This window comes from Natronoarchaeum mannanilyticum, from assembly GCF_039522665.1.
Taxonomy (GTDB): Archaea; Halobacteriota; Halobacteria; order Halobacteriales; family Natronoarchaeaceae; genus Natronoarchaeum; species Natronoarchaeum mannanilyticum.
Genome location: NZ_BAAADV010000008.1, coordinates 15387 through 36332 on the forward strand (window position 1 = coordinate 15387; position 20946 = coordinate 36332).

The 20946-nt window shown below is 64.0% G+C and carries 27 protein-coding genes and 1 pseudogene; 5 read left to right on the forward strand and 23 right to left on the reverse strand.

Annotated features, from left to right (window positions below):
• Positions 1–168 precede the first annotated feature (168 nt).
• The 15 genes from ABDZ81_RS16790 to ABDZ81_RS16860 form a co-directional block, all read right to left on the reverse strand.
• Positions 169–993 carry an aminotransferase class V-fold PLP-dependent enzyme gene (locus tag ABDZ81_RS16790; RefSeq protein ID WP_343775388.1) on the reverse strand — a complete coding sequence of 275 codons (825 nt, stop codon included), beginning with the start codon at positions 991–993 and terminating at the stop codon, positions 169–171.
• 15 nt (positions 994–1008) lie between these two features.
• Complete coding sequence (locus tag ABDZ81_RS16795) at positions 1009–1347, reverse strand: thioredoxin family protein (protein ID WP_343775390.1); 339 nt, start codon at positions 1345–1347, stop codon at positions 1009–1011.
• 113 nt (positions 1348–1460) lie between these two features.
• Positions 1461–2087, reverse strand: coding sequence for a helical membrane plugin domain-containing protein (locus tag ABDZ81_RS16800; protein WP_343775393.1), 627 nt, complete (start codon positions 2085–2087; stop codon positions 1461–1463).
• 2 nt (positions 2088–2089) lie between these two features.
• A complete protein-coding gene (locus ABDZ81_RS16805; protein ID WP_343775395.1) occupies positions 2090–3235 on the reverse strand; it encodes an NAD(P)/FAD-dependent oxidoreductase in 1146 nt (381 codons plus the stop codon).
• Positions 3232–3468 carry a sulfurtransferase TusA family protein gene (locus tag ABDZ81_RS16810; RefSeq protein ID WP_343775397.1) on the reverse strand — a complete coding sequence of 79 codons (237 nt, stop codon included), beginning with the start codon at positions 3466–3468 and terminating at the stop codon, positions 3232–3234. The genes ABDZ81_RS16805 and ABDZ81_RS16810 overlap by 4 nt, the downstream gene beginning before the upstream one ends.
• A 147-nt stretch (positions 3469–3615) precedes the next feature.
• Positions 3616–4209, reverse strand: a complete 594-nt coding sequence (locus ABDZ81_RS16815) for a class I SAM-dependent methyltransferase (RefSeq protein WP_343775400.1) — start codon at positions 4207–4209, stop codon at positions 3616–3618.
• Between the two features lie 2 nt (positions 4210–4211).
• Complete coding sequence (locus tag ABDZ81_RS16820) at positions 4212–4430, reverse strand: YgaP family membrane protein (protein WP_343775402.1); 219 nt, start codon at positions 4428–4430, stop codon at positions 4212–4214.
• 90 nt (positions 4431–4520) lie between these two features.
• Positions 4521–5771 (reverse strand): M20 family metallopeptidase, encoded by a 1251-nt coding sequence (locus tag ABDZ81_RS16825; protein ID WP_343775405.1) that lies wholly within the window; start codon positions 5769–5771, stop codon positions 4521–4523.
• Positions 5772–5944: 173 nt separating this feature from the next.
• Positions 5945–6235, reverse strand: a complete 291-nt coding sequence (locus tag ABDZ81_RS16830) for a hypothetical protein (protein WP_343775409.1) — start codon at positions 6233–6235, stop codon at positions 5945–5947.
• Positions 6236–6302: 67 nt separating this feature from the next.
• Positions 6303–6716 (reverse strand): hypothetical protein, encoded by a 414-nt coding sequence (locus ABDZ81_RS16835; RefSeq protein WP_343775411.1) that lies wholly within the window; start codon positions 6714–6716, stop codon positions 6303–6305.
• A complete protein-coding gene (locus tag ABDZ81_RS16840; RefSeq protein ID WP_343775413.1) occupies positions 6713–7267 on the reverse strand; it encodes a hypothetical protein in 555 nt (184 codons plus the stop codon). Before ABDZ81_RS16840 ends, ABDZ81_RS16835 begins: the two co-directional genes overlap by 4 nt.
• Positions 7264–8001 carry a DsbA family protein gene (locus tag ABDZ81_RS16845; RefSeq protein WP_343775415.1) on the reverse strand — a complete coding sequence of 246 codons (738 nt, stop codon included), beginning with the start codon at positions 7999–8001 and terminating at the stop codon, positions 7264–7266. Before ABDZ81_RS16845 ends, ABDZ81_RS16840 begins: the two co-directional genes overlap by 4 nt.
• Positions 8002–8071: 70 nt before the next feature.
• Entirely contained in the window at positions 8072–8488 is a 417-nt protein-coding gene (locus ABDZ81_RS16850; RefSeq protein WP_343775417.1) for a DUF7522 family protein, read from the reverse strand.
• A 12-nt stretch (positions 8489–8500) separates the two neighbouring features.
• The gene (trxA, locus tag ABDZ81_RS16855) at positions 8501–8914 is read right to left on the reverse strand and encodes a thioredoxin (RefSeq protein WP_343775419.1); all 414 of its coding nucleotides are present in this window, start codon (positions 8912–8914) and stop codon (positions 8501–8503) included.
• A gap of 84 nt (positions 8915–8998) precedes the next feature.
• Complete coding sequence (locus ABDZ81_RS16860) at positions 8999–9415, reverse strand: helix-turn-helix domain-containing protein (RefSeq protein ID WP_343775422.1); 417 nt, start codon at positions 9413–9415, stop codon at positions 8999–9001.
• 205 nt (positions 9416–9620) lie between these two features.
• Here ABDZ81_RS16860 and ABDZ81_RS16865 point away from each other — a divergent pair, with 205 nt between their 5' ends.
• Both ABDZ81_RS16865 and ABDZ81_RS16870 read left to right on the forward strand, forming a co-directional pair.
• Positions 9621–10061, forward strand: a complete 441-nt coding sequence (locus ABDZ81_RS16865; protein WP_343775425.1) for a DUF302 domain-containing protein — start codon at positions 9621–9623, stop codon at positions 10059–10061.
• Between the two features lie 2 nt (positions 10062–10063).
• Positions 10064–10624, forward strand: coding sequence for a class I SAM-dependent methyltransferase (locus tag ABDZ81_RS16870; protein WP_343775428.1), 561 nt, complete (start codon positions 10064–10066; stop codon positions 10622–10624).
• 111 nt (positions 10625–10735) lie between these two features.
• Here ABDZ81_RS16870 and ABDZ81_RS16875 read toward each other — a convergent pair.
• From ABDZ81_RS16875 to ABDZ81_RS16885, 3 genes and pseudogenes are all read right to left on the reverse strand, one after another.
• Positions 10736–11355: pseudogene (locus tag ABDZ81_RS16875) on the reverse strand (transposase domain-containing protein).
• 124 nt (positions 11356–11479) lie between these two features.
• Complete coding sequence (locus ABDZ81_RS16880) at positions 11480–11950, reverse strand: DUF7970 domain-containing protein (protein ID WP_343775430.1); 471 nt, start codon at positions 11948–11950, stop codon at positions 11480–11482.
• Positions 11947–12813 (reverse strand): ParA family protein, encoded by an 867-nt coding sequence (locus ABDZ81_RS16885; protein WP_343775432.1) that lies wholly within the window; start codon positions 12811–12813, stop codon positions 11947–11949. The genes ABDZ81_RS16880 and ABDZ81_RS16885 overlap by 4 nt, the downstream gene beginning before the upstream one ends.
• Positions 12814–13609: 796 nt before the next feature.
• On the opposite strand from ABDZ81_RS16885, the gene ABDZ81_RS16890 reads away from it, so the two are divergent.
• Positions 13610–13900 (forward strand): hypothetical protein, encoded by a 291-nt coding sequence (locus ABDZ81_RS16890; RefSeq protein ID WP_343775434.1) that lies wholly within the window; start codon positions 13610–13612, stop codon positions 13898–13900.
• 69 nt (positions 13901–13969) lie between these two features.
• Here ABDZ81_RS16890 and ABDZ81_RS16895 read toward each other — a convergent pair whose 3' ends face one another.
• A complete protein-coding gene (locus tag ABDZ81_RS16895) occupies positions 13970–14719 on the reverse strand; it encodes a pirin family protein (protein ID WP_343775436.1) in 750 nt (249 codons plus the stop codon).
• A gap of 200 nt (positions 14720–14919) precedes the next feature.
• Between ABDZ81_RS16895 and sod the strand changes: the two genes are divergently transcribed.
• Positions 14920–15522, forward strand: coding sequence for a superoxide dismutase (gene sod, locus ABDZ81_RS16900; protein ID WP_343775438.1), 603 nt, complete (start codon positions 14920–14922; stop codon positions 15520–15522).
• Positions 15523–15633: 111 nt separating this feature from the next.
• On the opposite strand, the gene ABDZ81_RS16905 is transcribed toward sod, so the two are convergent.
• From ABDZ81_RS16905 to ABDZ81_RS16920, 4 genes are all read right to left on the reverse strand, one after another.
• The gene (locus ABDZ81_RS16905) at positions 15634–16353 is read right to left on the reverse strand and encodes a DUF2270 domain-containing protein (protein ID WP_343775440.1); all 720 of its coding nucleotides are present in this window, start codon (positions 16351–16353) and stop codon (positions 15634–15636) included.
• A gap of 304 nt (positions 16354–16657) precedes the next feature.
• Complete coding sequence (locus ABDZ81_RS16910; protein WP_343775442.1) at positions 16658–17107, reverse strand: hypothetical protein; 450 nt, start codon at positions 17105–17107, stop codon at positions 16658–16660.
• 277 nt (positions 17108–17384) lie between these two features.
• Positions 17385–18566: a Fic family protein gene (locus ABDZ81_RS16915; protein ID WP_343775444.1), complete on the reverse strand. Its 1182-nt coding sequence runs from the start codon at positions 18564–18566 to the stop codon at positions 17385–17387.
• 106 nt (positions 18567–18672) lie between these two features.
• A complete protein-coding gene (locus ABDZ81_RS16920; RefSeq protein WP_343775446.1) occupies positions 18673–19632 on the reverse strand; it encodes an ArsR/SmtB family transcription factor in 960 nt (319 codons plus the stop codon).
• A gap of 551 nt (positions 19633–20183) precedes the next feature.
• On the opposite strand from ABDZ81_RS16920, the gene ABDZ81_RS16925 reads away from it, so the two are divergent.
• Positions 20184–20804, forward strand: a complete 621-nt coding sequence (locus tag ABDZ81_RS16925; protein ID WP_343775448.1) for a class I SAM-dependent methyltransferase — start codon at positions 20184–20186, stop codon at positions 20802–20804.
• Positions 20805–20946 lie beyond the last annotated feature (142 nt).

Here is a 20946-nt window from a genome sequence, read left to right on the forward strand (position 1 = left end):
GAGACCACAATTTTCTCTCAGCGGCCAGAAACCAGCTGGCACATGCCGTTCGAGTACCGGCGGTCGCGTTCTACGACCAGCGATACTCTGAGAGAGGGCTAGCGTGAGCTGGCTATATTTCGGAGTCGTAACTTACCGTGAGCCGACGGAAAAACAGCAGCGTCCGGCTTACTCCCATTCCGAATCGAGCGCGTCGAGCAACTGATCGACCTCGTTCGAGGTGTTGACCGCATGGATCGACGCGCGGATCGCGTTCGGCGTCGGCAGCGCGCGGACGACGATACCCTCCGACGCGAGGCGCTCGACCGTCGCGGCCGGTTCGTCGACGTCGATCGTCACGAGGCCCGACTCGGGCGTCGCGGGGCTGCGAAGCCGATCGTCGGGGACGCTATCGGTCAGATGTTCCACCAGTTTCCGGATCCGATCCGCGATGCGATCGATGCCGACCTCGTCGATCGCGTCGATCGCTTCGGCCAGCGCGACGTGCGGGGCCGGGTTCGACGACCCGACCTCGAACCGCCGGGCGCCGGCCGCGAACTCGTAGGGGTCCGCTGTCGGCGTCTCGACGCTCCGGTAGCCGACCGTCCTCGGTGCGAGGGTTTCGGCGACGTCGCGGTCGACGTAGAGGAACCCGCCGCCCCACAGCCCCATGAGCCACTTGTGGCCCGCCGCGGCGACGGCGTCGGCGCCCCACTCTTCGACGTCCATCGGAAGCTGGCCTGGGACCTGGACGGCGTCGACGAGCGCGAGCGCGCCGGCGTCGTGGGCGATGTCGACGAGCTCGGCGACGGGCAACCGGGTGCCGTGTGTCCACGTTACTGCACTGAAACACGCCAGTCGCGCGCCGTCGACGGCCTCCGCGAACGATTCGGGGTCGACGCGACCGTCCTCGGTCTCGACGACGTACTGCGGACTCGGGCCGTGAGCGCCGAAGTTCAGGTAGACGTCCTCGTGCAGTGCGGGCGTGTCGGCGCGAAGTTCTGTGGGTTTCATCGATGTCCTCTCGAATCAGTCGCTGTACCTGGCGATCAGCTCCCGGAGCGTTCCCTCGTCCTGTGCTCCCCGGAGCTGTTTCACCGGCTTGCCGTCCGCGAACAGGACGAACGTCGGCGTACTCTGGGCGCCGAACTCGATCGCGGTTTCGAGGTGCGATTCGACGTCGATCGTCAGGATCGTCGCGTCGGTGTCGGCGGCGATCGTCTCGAGGATCGGCTTCATCCGCTGGCAGGAGCCGCACCACTCGGTGTAGAACTCCGCCAGGGCGACGCCGTCGGTCTCGACGGCCGCCTCGATGTCGTCGTCGCCGAGCGAAACCACGCTGTCAGTCTTCCTCGTCTGCGTTGCCATTAGAGATACCTACGCACTGGCCGTATAATAGTCTTGGGACTACTGCACAATATAGCTTTGTTCGGATCTCGACAGCGGTAAACGACAGACCCGGACGTCAAAAACGAGGCCGATCAGCGCGAGTTCCCGCCGGAGCGCTGGCGGCCGATCGAACCTGCAAGCGCCAGCAGGTAGCCGAGCCCGTGCTGGACGTCCGGATTCCGGAGCCCGCGGAGCAGTCCGACGGGGCCGACCTGCTCCGGGTCGCCGCGCTCGGCCTCGCCGACGCCGTCGAGCAGCGTCTCGATGCCGTCGCGGGTATCGTCGTCCGCGGCCGTCTGCGCGACCTCGCCGAGCGCGGCGCCGGTGCCGGCCAGCGAGGTGACCATCTCGTCGTCGAGCGCGGCCGTCGCCAGCGACCCGACCTCCGCGATCTCGGCCAGTTCGTCGAGCGTGCCGCTTTTCTGGAGCACGATCAGCGTGTCGAGCGCTTCGCGCAGCTCGTCGCCGTTCTCGCCGACCGTCTCGGCCAGGGCGACCGTCTCGTCGGTCGCGATCCCGTCGGCGGACTCGGCGAGCGTGGAGCCCGTGGCCGAGAGTTCTCGGACCATCTCGTCGGAGAGCGCGCTCTCGCCGAGCGAGAGCACGTCCAGCAGCTCGTTGACGGCGTCGAGGTGTTCGACGAACTCGGCGACCGCCTCGGGATTCTGCTCGATCGCCGTTTCGAGATCAGTCGGCTCGGATAGCTGTTCCTCGGACATGATCAGAGCAGCCCCCGCGCGGTGAGCCAGTAGGACTCGTTGTACGCCAGCTTCGACCAGTGGAGCTTCTGGGACGGCGGCGCCGGCGACGGCGGGTTCTCGTAGTCGAACTCGACGAACGACGCCGCGTCCATCCCCGTCTCGATGAAGCACAGCGTCTTGCCGTCGTAGGTCGCCGTCGCGGGATGCCCGCGGATCTCGCTGGCGAGGCGCTGGCCGACGACACCGGCCTGGTAGTGGGCGACGCTTCCCGCGTTGGGAACGCCGGTGTCGGCGGTGTCGCCGAGCGCGTACACGTTTTCGGCAGCCTCAGCTTCGAGCGTGTGCTTGTCGACGTCGACCCAGCCGTCGTCGCCGAGTCCGGCCTCCTCGATCAGGTCGATGCCGCCGTGGGGCGGGATCGTCACGAGGAGGTCGTAGTCGAGTTCGGTCCCCTCCATCGAGGTGATCGTCTCCGCGTCGGGATCGATCTCGTCGGCGTTGAAGAACGTCTCGACCCGAATGTCGCGCTCCTCCATGATCGGCCGGGCCCACTCGGCGATGTGGGGGTTGCCGTGGACGCGCTGGATCGGGTAGGTGTAGGTGATGTCGACGTCCTCGCGGAGCCCGCGCTCGCGGAACCAGTCGTCGGCCATGAACACGAACTCCAGAGGCGCCGCCGGGCACATGTGGGGCGTCCCGATGACGCTCAACACGAGTTCGCCCTCGGTGAACTCCAGGAGTTCCTCGCGGAGATCGGTCGCGCCCGCCTCGCTGTAGTAGTTGTGGCCTCCCTCAGCGAGACCGGGAATCCGGTCGGGTTCCAGCGTCGACCCGGTCGCGAGCACGAGGTAGTCGTAACCGACCGACGGGGCGCCGCCGCGGAACCGGAGCCGCTGGCTGTCCGTGTCGATGTCGGTCACGCGGTCGATCCGGAGGTCGACGGCGTCGTCGACGAGCTCGTCGAGCCGGCGCCGCCCGTCCTCGGGTTCGCGCTGGCCGAACGGCACGTACAGCCAGACCGGCTTGTAGACGTGGTCGGGATCGTCGTTGACCAGCGTGATGCGGACGTCGCCGGCGTCGATCTCGGCGTCGAGGCGCTCGGCGAGGTCGTTCGCGAGGACGGTCCCGCCGGTCCCGCCGCCGACGATGACGACGTGTTCCGTCATGCTTTCTCCACGTAGAACGCGGTGTGATCGTCGAGCTCTTCGATCTCGAGCAGCTCGTTGCCGGCTTCCTCGGCCCACTCGGGCACGTCGGTGAGCGACTGATCGTTGTCGCTCAGGAGCCGTATCACGTCGCCGGACTCGCTGCTTCGCATCTTTCCGATCAGGTCCATCAGCGGACCGGGGCAGGCTGCACCTCGAGCGTCGACGGTGTCGTCGGGATCGATGTCAGTCATAGATATCTCACAGGAGTACGTTGGCACTGGATGCCGTTAGTATTGTGCTACGATTCCAAGATTATGAAAATCCGTCTGAGAGCGCCGGGACCGCCGGCACGTTCGAGCGTCAGACGATAGAGCCGTCCGCCGCGACGCGGTCTCGGATTACCGGTCGAACAAGAGCGCGTAGTGGTACGGCGGCAGGTCGACCTGCCGATCGAGCGCGAACTCCGCCGCCGAGAGCACGGCATCCTCGGTTTCTTCGGGCGTCATGCGAAGCTCCGTCGGCGGGCCCCGCGGTTCGTCCGCAACGGTCGTGGTCTCACGCGGACGGTCGTGCCAGTTGACGACGACGAGACGCCCGCCGGGATCGATCGCGTCGAACGCCTGCGCGACGAGTCCGGGCTGGTCGTCGACGCCGTGGAACGTGTTTGCCACCACGAGCGTATCGACACGTTCGGGCAGTACCGAGGCCAGGTTCCGGGCGTCGCCGTGGATCGGGACGACGTTCTCGATGCCCTGCCGGTCGGCGATCCGGTCGAGTTCGTCCAGTAGTTTCTCGTCGAGGTCGAGCGCGTACACCGGCTCGGGATCGACGATCCGGGCGGCCGGCAGTGCGAAGTAGCCGCTGCCGCAGCCGACTTCGGCGACCGACTCGCCCGCCTCGACGCCGAGTTTCCGGAGCGTCGCGCCGGGCGTCGGCCAGAGCTTGCCCCACCAGTCCCAGTCGGGCTGACCGGTGTTCTGGAACCGTTCCATCGCTATCGGGACTCCGAGGTATCGATACCCAGCAGGCGGTACAGCAGACAGATTCGGACGAGTCCCGTAGCGACGAGGACGACGCCCAGCAGCGTCGCGACGGCGCCGACCGTCGGACCGAACCCCAGCAGGCCGCCCAGCGTCGCCAGTCCGACAGCTGCCAGTATCGCACCGACAACTACCCGAGTTTGTCTGTCGGCCGAGCCGATATTGTGCTCCATAATCACTAATACACAATACAGAAACCTAAGTCTTGCTCGACGGTCGGACACCGATCCGTCGCACCACGAAACTTCCGCGTCGGCGGGCTGCTACCGCTCCGTCTGAGACGCCCACGCCGCCGGAAGCCGCGCGTAGACCGCCGCGTTGTCGACGAGCGCGTCGACCGACACGTACTCGTCGGGGGCGTGGACGGTGTCGGTCCCGAGTGCGAACTCGACGGTCGGGACGCCGGCGTTCCGGAGCGACTTGGCGTCGCCGCCGCCCGTCGCGCTCCGTCGGTAGACGCGGTCGCCGGTGACGTCCGCCGCCGTCGACGCGACGGCCTCGACGAGCGGGCTGTCGGCCGGTTCGGCGGTGCCGACGCTCCAGGAGACGTCGGCGATCGTGATGCCCTCGCAGTCGGCGACGCAGGACCGAATCTCCGAGAGCACGTCGGGGGTCCTGACGCCCGCGGTCAGTCGCACGTCGATCTCGGCGCGGGCCGACTGCGGGACGCTGTTTATCGCGTCGCCGCCCGCGAGGACGCCGAGGTTGATCGAGGGGTACCGGAACAGGTCGCGGGCGACGTCCTCGCCCATCGACGGGCCGTAGTACTCGACCGACTCCTCGACGATCGGCTCGACGTCGGCGTCGATGTCGAGCTCGCGCGTCCCGAATCGCTCCCGCAGCGTCTCGACGGCGCCGTAGAGCCGGTCGATCGCGTTGACGCCGAGCGCCGGACGGGAGCCGTGGGCACCCTCGCCGACGGCGTCGAGCGTCAGCCAGATGCTACCCCGGTCGGCGACCGTGACGGAGTGGCGGCCCGCCTCGCAGGTCGGCTCGCCGATCACGCAGGCGTCCGCGTCGAGGCGTCCGGCCTCCAGCAGCGCGGGCAGGCCGGCGTCGCCGCCGACCTCCTCGTCGCTCACCAGGGCGAACAGGAGGTCGACCGGCGGTTCGGCGTCGGTCGCTGCGAACGCCCGGATCGCGAGCAGCATCGACGCCACGGCGCCTTTCATGTCGGTCGCGCCGCGGCCGTAGACGCGGTCGTCGACGCGTTCGCCGAGCGGGTCGTGGGTCCACGCGTCAGCGTCGAACGGCACGGTGTCGAGATGGCCGTTGTACAGCAGCGTTCGATCCGCCTCGCCGGAAACCCGAACGAGGAGGTTCGGCTTCGCCGGATCGATCGCGAAGCGCTCGATCTCGACCGGAAGCGGATCGAGGAATTGCTCGATCTCGGCGACGATCTCGCGCGTGTCGCCGGGCGGATTCGACGTATCGACCTCGATCAGATCGAGGGCGAGTTCGACCAGTTCCTCGCGGTGCTCGCGGACGTACTCGATCGGAAGAGCGGCGCTCATCCCGCCGCATCACCGCCAACGACCACGAACGTCTCACTCATACCCCCTAGTTGGGCCGGCCGCATCAAAAGTATTTCTCAAAGACCACAATATTATAAACGACTGGAGCGAGAGGATCGCGCGTCCGACCGAACGGCGAAAGAGCGAACCGATTCGGAACGACGACCGGATCGCTACGAGTTGCAAGAACGCCCCGACGAGCGAAGCCGGAACGCGGCGCCCAGGAGGCCGACCGTCAGCGCCGTCACCACGATCAACGTGAGACTCCCGCCCGCGGCGGCCGTCGCCCCGCCGACCGCTGCGCCCCCCGCGACGCCGTTGGCCGCCGGCGCCGCGAAGAGACAACAGAGACTCACCGCACCGCCGGCACCGAGTACTCCCCACGGAGGCGTCGACGCCGCGTCGGAGTTCGCATCTGTCTCGGAACCCGTATCAGCCACGGGATCGGCGTCCGAACCTGTCATCGGTTGCTCCCCACTTCAGCCCCTCGGCGCATGTGTTTTTGGGTCGACGACGGCGTCGATCGCACGGTCAGCACACCTCGCACCGCCGGCGCTGGTAGTACAGGACCCCGGCGAAGAAGACGACGCTCACGGCGCCGAGCAGCGGTCGGAGCGGGTCGAAGTGCGTCATGAGCGCCGACGAGCTGAACAGCGCGAGCAGCGCGACGTTACAGATCGGACAGCCGAAGGCGAGAAATCCGCCGACGAGCCCGCCGGCGGCGAACCGATCGCCGATCGGCTCCTCGGCCAGCGACCGCTGGTAGACGAACGCCCCGGCGAAGGCGGCGGTCGTGACGAGAAACAGGTAGTCCGCCGGGGTCCGTTCGACCATCCGGACGTAGATCGGGTTCGGCAGGAGGCCGGTCACCGTCCCGAACAGGACGACCACGCCGACGCTCACGCCGGCGCTCCGCAGGAGGCGGCGGTTCGGCAGCGACGTCATGTGTCCCCTCCCCCGTCGATGGAACACGTTTGGGGATCGCCCGCTCGACCGAGGAAAAAGAGGAGCAGGGCGATCCCGCCGACCCGAAGGAGGTTGCCGTCGAACGGCAGCGCCGCCATCGCGCCGACGAATCCCAGCGCACCGAGCACGCCCGCGCCGCAGCTCGCGCAGCCGGCCGCGAGCACTCCCGGCAGAACGCCGACGATCGTCGACGCGCCCGTGCGGCGCGCGCGGCGGACCAGCGCCAGCGCGTTGATCGTCGCGACGCCCGTCAGTACCGCGTAGGCGGCGACGAGACCGATCCCGAGCCAGCCCGTGCTCAGGTACACTTCGCGCGTGAGCGCGGTGACCGCGTAGACGACGTCGGTCGGATCGTTCGTCAGCACCTGGATCGAAAACTGCGGAAAGGAACTCAACACCAGAACGACGTACGTGAGGACCGTCGCGACGGCGGCCGACAGCAACCGCAAGTCCGAGGTGAGCGGGTAGACGAGCGCGTCGCGGAGATCGCGAGCCCAGTCCCGACCACTGGCGCTGGGAGTACCGCTCACGCCTCTAGCACCTGATCGATAGCGTCGGCGAAGTTCTCGTAGGGCTGGGCGCCGACCGCCTTCACCGCTGCTTCGGATTCTCGATTGTAGATCACGAACCCCGGCGTCCCCTGGATTCTCGCCTCGTGAGCGACGCCGAGGTTGGGATCCATACTCTCGCGGATCGATTCACCGCGCTCTTCGCGACAGGTTTCGACCGCCGAGCGGTCCACGCCGTCGGTCCGTTCGGCCACTTCCGCGAACGTCTCGTCGTCGGCCCAGTCCTTCCCGGAGTTGGGCTGCTCGTCGAAGGCGGCCGAGTGCCAGTTCCAGAACGCGCTCGGCTCGGCGTCGGCCACCTGCGACCACACGCACCGTCCCCAGATCGCCGCCGGCGTCGAGTACCGGCCGATGTTCGGCATGTACAGCGCTACGAGGCGGACGTCACCGGCGTCGATATAGTTTCGACCGATCTCGGGGAACGTCTCCGTCTCGAACTCTTTGCAGAACGGGCACAGGTAGTCCGTCCAGTAGTAGATGTCGACCGGGGCGTCGCGTTCGCCCGCGATCGGTCGACCGGTGAGTTCGACGCCGAAGCTGGTCGTCTCGTCGCTGGTGTGGGACGTAGCCGGCACGTAGCGTTCGCCGCCCGAGCCGGACCGCGACGCGACGTACGCGACGCCCCCGCCGAACGCGAGCGTCCCGCCGCCGGCGAGGAGCGCTCGCCGCCGCGTGATATTGCCCTCTCCGTCCATCTTTGCCCAATACCTCTTTCCACCGTTTGATAGAGCTTGTGGTCCGCCGGACGATCCCCGTCCGAGTAGTCTACGCTGTCTCGGTTTCGACCGTCTCGATCACCGAGTACGGATCGTGCGACCCGTCGTTCCGCAACACGACGACGATACCGGCCGTTTCCGCGACGGGTACCGCGACAGTGACCAGCGTGTCGTACACGCGGACGGTTCCGCGGAGCGGCTCTCCGTGGTGGTCCTCGTACGCCGGGGCGCCGATCGCGTCCAACTGGATGTTCGTCATGATCGCCCGGACGTCCGAATCGGTGTACCGTGCCGACGCCGCGTCGTCCCGGTAGGCGACGTCGTACTCCCCGTCCTCGTAGAAGGCGATTCCGACCAACGTCCCGCCGAGGTCGTCGTTCAGTACCGATTCGAGTCGGTTCGCGACGGCAACGAGTGAACGGTCGTCCGGCAGGTGTCGCTCCGTATCGGGTGCTTCGTCGGTCATGTGCCCGTCGAATCAGGCGTGCTGCTCGATCACGGAGCGGAGCTGGGCTTCCTCTTGCATCCCGACGAGACGCTCGACCGGCTGTCCGTCGGCGAACAGGAGTAGCGTCGGGACGCCCCGGACGTTGTACTCGGCGGCGAGTTGCTGGTTGGCGTCGATATCGACTTTCGCCACGGTCGCGTCGGTCTCGGCGGCGATCGTCTCGACGACCGGTTCGAGCATCTGACAGGGCCCGCACCAGTCCGCGTAAAAGTCCACCAGAACGATGCCGTGCTCGTCGACGGTCTCGGTCAGATCGGCTTTCCCGCTGATCGGCACCGGATCGGTCGGATTCCGGTCGACCGTTCCGGCGTCCTCTTCTTCTCCGGCGCGGTTGCGGAGTTCCTCCATCTTCTGTTGCCGAATCTCCTCGATGTCCTCGGCCATCGACCGACCGTACGGATCGCTCGGACTTAGTACTTTTGCATAACTCATACAATACTGTGCTGCGATACACGAACGCCGCGGGATTCAGGAGCGCGACTGTAGCGATCGGTGCTCTCGATCTTCCGTATCCCGACCGTACGCGTCCTCGAACTCCTGGATGAGCTGACCGACGTTCGCGTACCAGTCGTTGAGCAGTCGCCGCATCTCGTCGGCGAGTTCGCCGCTCTCGCGGGTACGGTACACGTGGTAGTAGCCGCCCGTCTCGTAGTTCACCTGCTCCTGAACGACTACGCCGGCCTCCAGCAGCCGCGATATCGACCGGTACGCCGTCGACCGTTCGCAACCGAGACGCTCGGCGACCTCGTCGACCGTCAGTTCCTGATCAGCTTCGCCGAGCAGGACGAAGGCGCTCACGTCGCGGTCGTTCATCCCGTAGAAGTACACGAGCAGGTCGACGCACTGCAGTTCCCGTCGCAGGCGCTCGCTCACCGGCTCAACCATTCATGCGGTACGTAGGGGCGCGAGAGGGATAAGTATGTTTACGAAAGCCACAATACTATACATTACAAATCTCGGATGGCGTGCGATCGCCACCGTCCGAACGATCTGAACGCCGTTCGAATCGGATCGGGAGCGGGCTCGCCGGGCGACCGCGTCGGACTTGTGGCGAAAGAGTTTTTCTTGGCCGGCACAATATTCTACACGAATGACGCTCCCAATCGATCCGGCGCAGATCGACCCCGACGAGATCGGAACGCAGCAGACGACCCTGGAGATGGACCACGAGGAGGCCATCGAGCACGTCCGCGAAGCGTTCACCGACGCCGGGTTCGGCATCCCCGTCGAGTTTTCCCCCTCCGAGATGCTCAACGAGAAGGTCGACGCCGACCGCGATCCCTACTACGTGCTGGGGGCGTGCAACCCGTCGGTGGCCGATCGCGCACTCGATGCGACCGATAAGCGAATGGGCGGGCTGTTCCCCTGTAACGTCGTCGTCTGGGAGGAAGAACCGGGCACGCAGCGCGTCTACCACGTTTCGATCATGCGCATCGCGCGACTCGTCGGCATGGCGCCGGACGACGACGAGATGAGCGACATCATCGCCGAGACGGGCGAACTGGTCGACGAAGCCTTCGAGGAGCTCTGACGATGGGGTACCACACGTTCGACGCGACCCGCGCCGAGAAGCTCGAACAGCCCGAGCGCCGCTACCGGTTCCTCTCGGCCGAAGAGCTGCTGTGGGCGGTCGATCCGAGCGCCGACGACACCGTCGCCGACCTCGGCAGCGGCACCGGGTTCTACACCGACGAGGTCGCTCCGCACGCGGGACGCGTCTACGCCGTCGACGTCCAGGAGGAGATGCACGACCACTATCGGGAGAAGGGCGTCCCGGACAACGTCGAGCTGGTCACCTCCGACGTGAGCGATCTCCCGTTCGACGACGACGCACTCGACGCCGCGTTCTCGACGATGACCTACCACGAGTTCGCGAGCGACGAGTCGCTAGCCGAGGTTCGCCGCGTGCTCAGGAACGGCGGTAGACTCTCGATCGTCGACTGGGCGGCGAGCGGGTCCGGCGATGACGGCCCGCCGATCGAGGAGCGATTCAGCGCCGCCGAGGCGGCCGCGGCGCTGGAAGCGAACGGGTTCCGCATCGAGCACGAGGCAGTTCGACCGGAGACGTTCGTCCTGATTGCCGTCGCTGAGTAGGTACTCAGGCCCGTTTTCGTAGTCGTCCTCGAACACGGGTTATCTGTGGCACTATCTAGTGTAGTACCTCCGCAGCCGGCGTACTGTGGTTGATGCCTGATGCAGACGCTGTCAATTATAATAGTCGAGGAAGACAGCGAGCTACTGCTTGGGGGCTCGCCTGACTGCCCACCCAGGACGCATGAAAGCGGTCGCTCCGCATTCTGGGGTCTAAGACCACTTTGGATATGGTTTCGGAAGGAGTAGTCGAGCTGATCGCTGAGATCGAGGCGTGCGAGGACAGTCAGATAGCCGTAGCCATCGACCAGAAACACGATGTCTGCAAACTCGTATTTCCGGTTGAGCGAGCGCAGAAACGCCTCTGCGGCATCCGTTTCGCAGTGTTCGAAGAGCTCAGCGCCCAGCGGGGGTTGTGTCGGTGTCGATCGTTGCATAGAGACAGTGGAGCACACCGTTGATTTGGACAGCCAACTCGTCGAAAGCGATCCGCGACGGCGTCGCCGTCGGCGGATCCGTCAGGGCTGTCGGCCAGCCGGTGAGTCATTACCAGATCGCTCTGTGCGATCGATCCACGCCGAGTAACCGTCACACGGCGGTTGTTACTTGATCGATACGCCGGCAGCGGTGAGGCGGACGCCGAACGCCCTGACGAGCGTCGGCGTCCGCTCACGCTGCCGACACTCAAGATCATCCGTCGCGAATTTCTCCCTGAGCAGGTCGCTGAGCGGCATAGACGCCTATCTTCGACCTGCTCATTCCGTAGCTAGACAGTGCCCCGATTCGGATGAATGTACTCTAAAACTGACCTACCCTCCGAAACTCTGGTACTGCCGGCGGTCGAGCTTCATATCGCGGTTATTGGTTTACGTCGATGCCCCGGAGTTCGAGCAACTGCTTTGCGATTTCCTCGGGATGCTCGGCGGCGACGCGGAGCGCCGCGTCGTGGAGCTCCCGACCGGCGGCGTCGCGCACGTCGTACTCCCGAAGCGTTCGTTCGACGTCCAGTTCGAGCGCGTCCTCGAAGGCGTTCCACGCTGCCTCGCGAGCGTACAGGGGGCGCTGTGTCACCTCGTCGTACGGGAACGCGGGTCCGTCGCTCGGACTCGCGGGATCGGAGGTCGTGTCGACGCCGTCGGCGCCGGTCGAGGGTTGGGAACCCGAGAGGTCGTCAGCAGCCGGCGACGGCTCCCGTTCGTCGCGCTGGACACCCGGGTCCGCTGACGAGGAGCTGTCCGACTGCGAATCGCTCGATGACGCCTCGCTTTCGGCGTCGTCATCGGCATCGTCGTCGAGCCCGTCAAGGTCGTCGAAGGGATTCCCGCTCATCGCTCGATCCCTCCGTTCTCGACGATCCCAGCGAGTTCCTCGAAGTGCTGGATCTGGTCGTTGTCCGGATCGTAGTCCTGCAGTGGCTGGTTGTACTTCAGCGACCGAGAGAGCGCCGCGCGGTGCCGGATTCCCGGTTTCGGCGGTGCCGTCTCGCCAGCATCGATCTGTTCGAACTCCTCGGCAGTGATGCGGGCAAAGTTCGGCACCTTGCCCTCGGTGGTTTCGGCGGTGTTGAGATTCTCCAGAAGTTCGCGCGCCTCGGTCTGCTGGTCGATCCGGTCCTGGATCTGGTTCGGGACGACCGCGAGGACGTCGATGTCGATGTACTCCTGGGCCGGCGCGATGAGCCGTTCCATCGTGCGCTTGTACCCGCCGATCGCGCTCGAGCCGGGGGCGATCGGGATCATCACGTTGCCGGTCGCGACGAGCGCGTTGTTGTTGAGCATCCCCGGGTACGCCGGGCTGTCGAACACGATGTAGTCGTACACGTCACCCAGCAGCGGGTCGACGACGTTGGATTTGACGCGGGCGGAGCCCTGGATCGCGCCCTTCAGGTCGTTTTCGACGTCTTCGAGCGTGTTCGACGATGGCAGCAGGTCGAACCCGAACTCAGTCCGCTGGATCAGGTCGTCCAGCGTTGCGTCGCCCTGGTCGAGCACGACGTCCCCGACGTTGATGTCGGACTGGTAGGCGTCCTCGAAGCCGAGGCCGTTGGTCGCGTGGCCGTTCGGGTCGAGGTCCGCGAACAGCACGCGGTGCTGTTCGGCGAGCTGGCGGGCGAGGTTCATCGAGATCGTCGACTTGCCGACGCCGCCTTTCAGGATCACGACGTCGACGGCGCGTGGTTCGGTAGCTGTCATAGTTGGGCCAGTTACGATAGGTGCGATAGCTGAGGTAGCTACGATAGGTAGCTCCCGCACCTTCGGTCGCTTTGCAACTATTCCGCAAACGTACTAAAGCTTCCGGAGGTGAACAAGGTACAATAGGTGCGATAGCTGAGGTAGCTACGATATGCACATATTCTCAGAGAGACCTCGTATATTCCACAGTGCAATCATAGCAGCCAGAGGCGAACAAGGCGAAATAGATGCAATAGGTGAGGTAGCTAAGGTAGGCATATCCCGGACCGGCCCACGAAATAGACCCGAGAAACAGCGAGACAGGGAGGGACAGACAACAATAGGTGAGATAGCTCCAATAGTTTGATTCAGTGCTATGTATCAACAGCTGGCCCACAGAGATCGAGCCTGGGAAGTGGGATTACTAGACTACAATAGGCAGAATAGGTGCAATATCTGCGATAGAAGAACGCGAACCACGAACCTGGGCGAGCGAGCACGTGCAGAACTGTCTCGAGTACAACAGCTATGCCAACACAATAGCGACAACATCTACAATAGGAGACTATTCTCCAATGAAAGTGTCCGAGCGTTGCGGATCGCATGGCAGGGAGACCAGTACAATAGCTAAGATAGGTAACTAAGGCAGCTAAGCCACGCTACCTGGGATACCTGCAGTAGCCGCCAAGCCAGAGAGGCAGTTAGAGGAGTTCGTCGTCGACCGGGTCGACGATCGAACCAGATTCTTCGTACGTGATGTCCGCTTTCGAAGGCACGAAGCGACGAACAGAAGCGACTCGCCGAGGTAGGTCAGCGCATGGCCGTCGTCGGTCACTTTGACCGTCCCGCCGCTCTTTCGCTCGTGGACTCGCATCGCGACGGATCGGTGGGGTTCGTTCTCGATGTACGACCGCGTACCGTCGATCGTTCGGAACGGAACGCCGTTCGAGTCGACGCTGAACTCGTAGCGAATCGTGACCGCGCGGCTCGCTTCGGGACACGGGTACTCCTGACCGGCTTCGAGGTCGTCGTCCGGCGGGAGTTCGCACGGCGTAGCCGGTGCCCCGCCCTCGACGAGCTGACCGTCGACGGCGTCCTCGCCAGTTAACTCGTTAGTTCTCGGGCATGGAGTCCGCCTGCCGGTCTGTGCGTGACGTATTCGTTGGTAAGATCGCCTCTAGAAAACAAATGGCCCCTGCTGTTGAATCGGTTCCCCGTGCGGTCGCCCGGAGACGGCGACGGCTCGCAGCGAACCATCGGTTCGGAGTTCGACGTCGCGCGACCCCGCCACCGGCAGCACGTCGCCCTCGCCAAAGCGACTGCCGTCGACGGTGCCCTCGCCGGCGACGCCGTAGAGGAAGCCCGCCCACTCGTCCGGGAACGACCAGGTCCAGGCATCCGTAACGCGAACGTCCAGATACTCCATCCGAGTGACGGGATCGATCGGCGAACCCGTCCCGACGACCGTCGTGACGGTCGCCCCGTCGAGTTCCTCCGTGGGGAGTGCTTCGCTGTCCGTATCGGTGTACGTCGGGTCAGCTTCTTTCTGGTCTCGCGGGAGATTCACCCAGAGCTGGAGCCCGTTGCACGCCTCGCCGTCGGCTGCGAACTCGGAGTGTTCGATGCCGCCCCCGGTGACGATGTGCATCGCCTCGTCCTCGTAGGCGGTGTGCTCGACGCCGAGCGAGTCTTCGTGGTCCATCCCGCCGTCGAGCATGTAGGTAACAATCTCGAAGCCCTGATGGGGATGCATCGGGAAGCCCTGGTCCGGATCGATGTCGAAGCGCTCGAAGAGGACGAACGGATCGAGATGGCTGGGATAGCTGTCGGTCGGGAACGCCCGGTTCGCCGTCACGCCGGGCCCGTGGCGGACCGTTCCTCCGGCCACGGGCTCGGCGACGGCGTCTCGCACCTCGTCAGATGACATAGTGGATCTGAGGGATTGGAACTGATAAGCGTCTTGCTCGCAGAACCTCTTAATTGGCAAGATTAGAACCAATCATATTCAGAGACGCCATATAGCCACCAGAACTACGATTTCACCGCTATCCCATATTTCGTGAATGTTACTAAAACGTCCTACAGAGAACGTTCATATGGTTGCCGACTATATACAAGCGTGTAGATATGAGCGATTACGAACTACCGCCGCTGCCGTACGACTACGACGCGCTGGAACCGCACATCTCCGAACAGGTACTCACCTGGCATCACGACACCCACCACCAGGGCTACGTCAACGGCTGGAACGCCGCCGAGGAGACGCTCGCCGAGAACCGCGAGGAGGGCGACTTCTCGTCGTCGGCGAGCGCGATCCGCAACGTCACGCACAACGGGAGCGGCCACGTGCTGCACGACCTCTTCTGGCAGTCGATGAGCCCCGAGGGCGGCGACGAGCCCAGCGGCGCTCTCGCCGACCGGATCGAGGAGGACTTCGGCTCCTACGACGCCTGGAAGGGCGAGTTCGAGGCCGCGGCGTCCGCCGCCGGCGGCTGGGCGCTGCTGGTCTACGACTCTCACAGCAACCAGCTCCGCAACGTCGTCGTCGACAAGCACGACCAGGGCGCCCTCTGGGGCAGCCACCCCATCCTCGCGCTGGACGTCTGGGAGCACTCCTACTACCACGACTACGGCCCCGCCCGCGGCGAGTTCGTCGAGAACTTCTTCGAGGTCGTCGACTGGGACGAGCCGTCCAGTCGCTACGAGCAGGCCGTCGAGCAGTTCGAGTAGGACACGCAACCGAGAGGTATTCTACCGCAGTCGTTTTTTCGGTGCTGAGCTGAAAGTGTCGTAGAGCGGGTTGGACTCTTGTTTTTCGAGCAGCAGTTAAAGACAACGGATTCATTGATCTGTCTCTTTCCAGTCGTCCGGGTCTCCTTCACGGAATTCGCCCTTGGCATGGCGCTCATGGGGCCAGAAAGTGGCGCCCAGCAGTACGACGTAGAACACACCCACAACGACAATCACAACAATCCCGGGGATACGGGCGATTCCAGCGGTTGTCAGCCAGTCTTGGCGCGGTGCGAACGCTGTGATCCGGAAGACCCACGCGACCAAGAGGACACCGAGTAGCGCAAGGTACACGCGCCGGAGCCGGTTTGCGAGTGCCTCGTAGAATGAGACTTTCAGCGTCGGCCTGCGATAGTCACTGCTCAGTTCCGCTCGCCAGTCGTGATCTTCAGTGCCTTGGGACGGATCGAGGGCGTTTGCAAGCAGGTTCTCTTGGATGACTCGAGTACGAGAGCGAAAGACGTCGTAGTCCCGGTACCGCCGTGCTTCGATACCCAGAAAGATGGTGACGACGACAACCCCGATCAGCAGGATATAGTGTGGGTTGTCAGTACTTGAAAACGCCCACGTCAAGATTGCTGCCATCAGCGTCACCGCCCACTTCGTCGTCTCGTCGAGGCGCTGCCGCCACGTCCCCACTCGGTCAATCTCTCCGCGGTAGGCGTGGGCCATCACCGACCCGAGTCCCGTACTGTCGTCAACCATTTCGCGGCCGATCTCGCGTTGGTCCGGTGCTGTCGGGTCGAACTCGTCGCCACTCGAATCGGGCATAGGAGAGAGACATCTCCCCGCTCCATAAGCAGGTATGATGACGGTGTGCTCCGGGTGGCATACTGGAGAACATCGGATGGTACGCACACCGACTTAACAGCGGGTCACATCGACAAACGGCGTAACTTGTCGGCGGGGCGCGACCGCCACGCTGAACAGAGACTGGCACGCAACTATAAACCAGTCCCCGTACGACGCGATATCACAACGATCTATCACCAGCTCAAGTACGTCCCCGAGTGCGTTCTAGTATACCTCCACAGGTACGTTCCTACGTACGTGAGTAGGGGAATTCGGGCGAACGCTAGAATCCCCAGCGGAGACCGGACATCGTGATGACGATGGCGATCATGAGCACGAGTTCGACCAGGCTCAGCATTCCGTATTTTTTATTCAGGGCCGCCAGTCGCTCGTGGTCAGTATCTTCGGCAGCGATCTCATCGAACATCCCGGCTGTAAACGTATGTAGGGGACCGAATCCGAGGATGAGCAGTGCGATAGCGATAGCGAGCGCCGCCAACAGGGTCGGTGATGGAGAGGCCCACAGTCGCATCATACTGGCGAGGCCGATCCCCGATCCGATTGTACCGACTGAAACCGGTTCCATGAGAAGATTCATCTTCGGGACGAACCCTTCGGCGAACTCGGCATTTGCTTCCTCGGAGAGACTCCCCATGACGGGGCCAAGGACGACCGCTCCGAGTACCGCAGTTCCGAACCAGAACGCACCAAGGAAGAGGTGGACCGTGAACATGATTCGGACGTCGTTTGACAGATATCCCAAGATGGGAAGTACCAGTGGAACGGCGATAGCACCGGCCGCAAACGGCCGGGTAGCGGCATCAGTCATCAACCGGTACCGCTCGCGTCGGGTCGCCGGTCTGTGGGCATCACTCAGTGACATGCTCTCTCACACTTCATAACGGTCTAATTATAGTTATCGTACAAAAAGCGGACGGTTGGAACAACGCTGAGACATCCCATCGCAGGCAGTTGCAGAAACAACGACACAGGACAGGAAAAACGAGTACTCAGTACGTCTGGGGCGGCCGTTCGAGAATCTCGAAGATTTCCTTCGCGCGATACTCCTGATTACGGTCTTTCCCCGTGACTTCCTCCAAGACGCCGTCGTCTTCCAGCGCGTCGATCGCCCGGTACGCCGTGGACCGCTCGATGTCGAGCATATCCGCGACCGTGTTGGTCGTCACGTAGGGCTGCTCAAACAGCTTGCACGCCAGACGGTTTTTCGCGTACCGGACGCCGCCGTACTCGTTCTCGTAGCGACGCCGCAGCTCATCGAGCGCGAGGGTGCGGTCGACGGACTCCTCGGCTTGCTGGGCGACTCCCTTCACGAAGAACGAGAGCCAGCCCTCCCAGTCGCCGCGGGTGCGTACCGCCTCCATTCGGTCCACGTACGAGGCCTTGTTCCGGTTGAAGTACTCGCTGAGGTAGAGGTTCGGCCGTTCGAGAAGGCCGCCGTCGTACAGCTGGAGCGTAATGAGAAGGCGGCCGAGTCGCCCGTTCCCGTCGCCGTACGGGTGGATCGTCTCGAACTGGTAGTGAAACAGGGCGATGTCGACGAGCGCGTGATAGCTCCCGCCGGTTCGATAGTACGTCATCAGCGCGTCCATCAGCCCGTCGACCGCATCCGGTACCGGCGGGAGAAAGTCCCCGAGGTGGTTGGGCACCGTCTTGTAGGCGCCGATCGTGTCGGTGTCGACGCGGTCGTCCGAGACGTCCGCGAGGAGGGTCTCGTGGAGGTCGTGAAGAAGATCGACGGAGAGTTCCTCGCCGGCGTCGATGGCGTCGATGCCGTTTTCGACGGCCCGCTCGTAGTTGAGGACTTCCTGCGTATCCTTCATCCCCGTTCCGCTCGGCACGGACTCGGCGGAACGACCGTCCGCACCCTCGTCGAGTGCGCGGGTTTCGAGGCTGTAGAGCGCGTTGTAGTCGACGTCGGCGCCTTCGATCTCGGCAGACTCCATCGCCTCCTTCCGGAGGAGCGACGTGTAGAGAACGGGCGGGAAATCGAGTTCGAGGCTGATGCCGCTGAGCTTGCCGAGCCAGAACGTGGCGTCGGCGATCAGATCGTAGAAGTCCGCGTCTACCGCGAGGTCACGCGAAGGGGGCAGCGGAGCGGGCCTGTAGTACGACTCTCTCCCGTAGGAGACGAGTTCGCCAGGCGCCGCATCCTCTATTTCGGCGTCTCTCATGCACGTACCCGCTCTACGTCCCCCCAGTAATTGAATATGGCGGCCCTAAATGCAAACAGTGATTCTGTAGTACTTGTCTCGTTGCGCGCTCGTCAGCTATACGCAACTACTGCCGGTCCGCCCGCTCGCGAACAGTCGTCTCGATCACGGAGACGGTCTCGTCGATCAGCACGTCCAGCTTGTCGTCCCCGCAGGGCAGCGACAGCCGGACGCGAAGCGGCTCCTCCGAGACGACGGTCGTGTACTCGTCGCTGACGCACCAGTCGAACTGCCAGAACGGCTCGGTGTTCAGATCGACGCCGCGGTTCGCGTAAAAGACGAGCGTGTCGGAGTGGTCCAGCAGCGTGACGCCGACCGTCGACTGGAGGCTGTACTGGCAGCGCTGGCAGACGTGCTCGACGCCGACGTCGAGGTCGGCATCCGCGGGATCGCGAACGAGACTCGTCTCGACGGCGCCGGTGCACTCGGGGCAGACGCCGTCGGCAGCCAGGCAGTAGTGGTGGCGAACGTAGTGATGGAACGCCTCGAGGAGGTCGTCGGTCGATCGGTCGTCGAGCCCGCCGGACGGGAACGGGTAGCTCACCTGGACGGCGCCGCAGTCGACGCAGCCGATCGAGAGGGTGTCGTCGACGTACCAGCCGTGGAGCTCGCCGTCGCACGCGTAGCACGACCCTTCGACGGGGAAGAAGCCGAGCTGCGCGCGTTCCGTGAGGGCGCCGGTGAAGATCGAGCTGACGACCTTTCGGCCGGGGTAGCGGAACTCGTACCCGTCGTCGCTCTGCTTGACGAAGTGGCCGGTGAGCTGGCGGAGGTGGTAGCTGAAGTTCGCGCTGTCGTCGATGTCGACCTGATCGAAGAGGGCGGTGAAACTCACGGGGTGGTCGTCCGCGCCGAGTTCGAGCAGCGCCCGGAGAATATCGACGCGGGTGTCGTTCCCGAGCGTCGAGAAGACGTCCGCGGGGAGCAGCTCCGATTCGGTCCGGGCGGCGGGCGCAGCGTCGCTCTCGGAGTCCGAATCCGTGTCCGCGTCCGGCTCGGAGCCGGCGGTCCGATCGAATTGGCTCATACTGCGTATACTACCGCTCTACTGGTGAAAACCCATCGAAGGATGAGCCGAGTTCCCAGTAGGAAGTGCCTCGTAGCCACTTACCGACGTTTCGGCAGCTACTCGCAGAAACATTCTCGTATCTTAGTCTCCTCCACAATCTCCTCGTAGAGCGTAGCGGCGAGTCGGTGAATCGTCTGAACTAGTGTTTTTTCGGAGATACCCGTCTGATAGTAGGACTCCAGTCGGTTCTCGAGTCAGAACTCTCTTCCCTCGTCTGCCAAGCCGCCTAACCAGCAACGCCCCCACGCTACTCCGATCCAAAACCACCCATGCGCAATAGGTGAAAAAGTTACAATAGTTGCAATAGGTGCAATAGTCTGGTGGTGAGATCGCAGTAAGTACACGGATCCGACGATGAGAACGGGCCCGTCGGCGCCCAGGGACACCACCTCAACCAATTCAGTCACAGGTGCAGTTATTCGACCCTCGAGTCGAGCGGCGCCCGGACGTGTACGATACGGCTGGAATCTTTATATGGTCTAATTTTGATAGTAAAACGGGCCTCGACTATGGCGCTAACGAACCGCTGGAACCGGGTTCGGTACCGGCTGTACGCGCCGATCTACGACACGGTGGCGCGGCCGCTGGAACGGGGTCGAAAGCGGGCGATCGAGCGACTCGATCCGAGCCTGGACAGTCGGATCCTGATTCTCGGCTGCGGAACCGGAATGGATCTCGAGTACCTTCCGGAGTCGGTATCGGTGACGGCGATCGATCTGACATCCCGGATGGTCCGACGGACTGCAACTCGTGGGACCGCTCTAGATCGTGACGTCGCCGTCGGAATCGCGGACGCGCACAACGTACCGTTTACCGAGGGGTCGTTCGATGCGGTCCTGCTGCACCTCGTCCTCTCGGTGGTCCCCGATCCCGCAGCCGTGGTCGCCGAAACCGAGCGCGTCCTGACGCCGGATGGTCGCGTTTCGATCTACGACAAGTTCGGCCCGGAGGACGGCGACCCGTCGTTCGCCAGGCGAATCGCCAATCCGATCGCCCGTCTCCTGTTTGCGGATCTCAACCGCCCGCTCGAACCGATGCTCGCCGATACGAGCCTCACCGTCGGCCGGCGAGAACAGTTCCTCGGTGGCCTCTATACGGTCACGATCGCTCGTCGGGACCCTGGCGAGTAACGGGAGGGGATCGATCGCTCGTGGGGCGGGGGAGTCAGCGCCTCCGCTCGCTTTCGGATTCGGGATGTGACGGTCGCACTCTTAAATCATCCCAGCATCTCCGGATCAAGGGTTCAGTCGGGGGACGGCGTTGTACAGCACG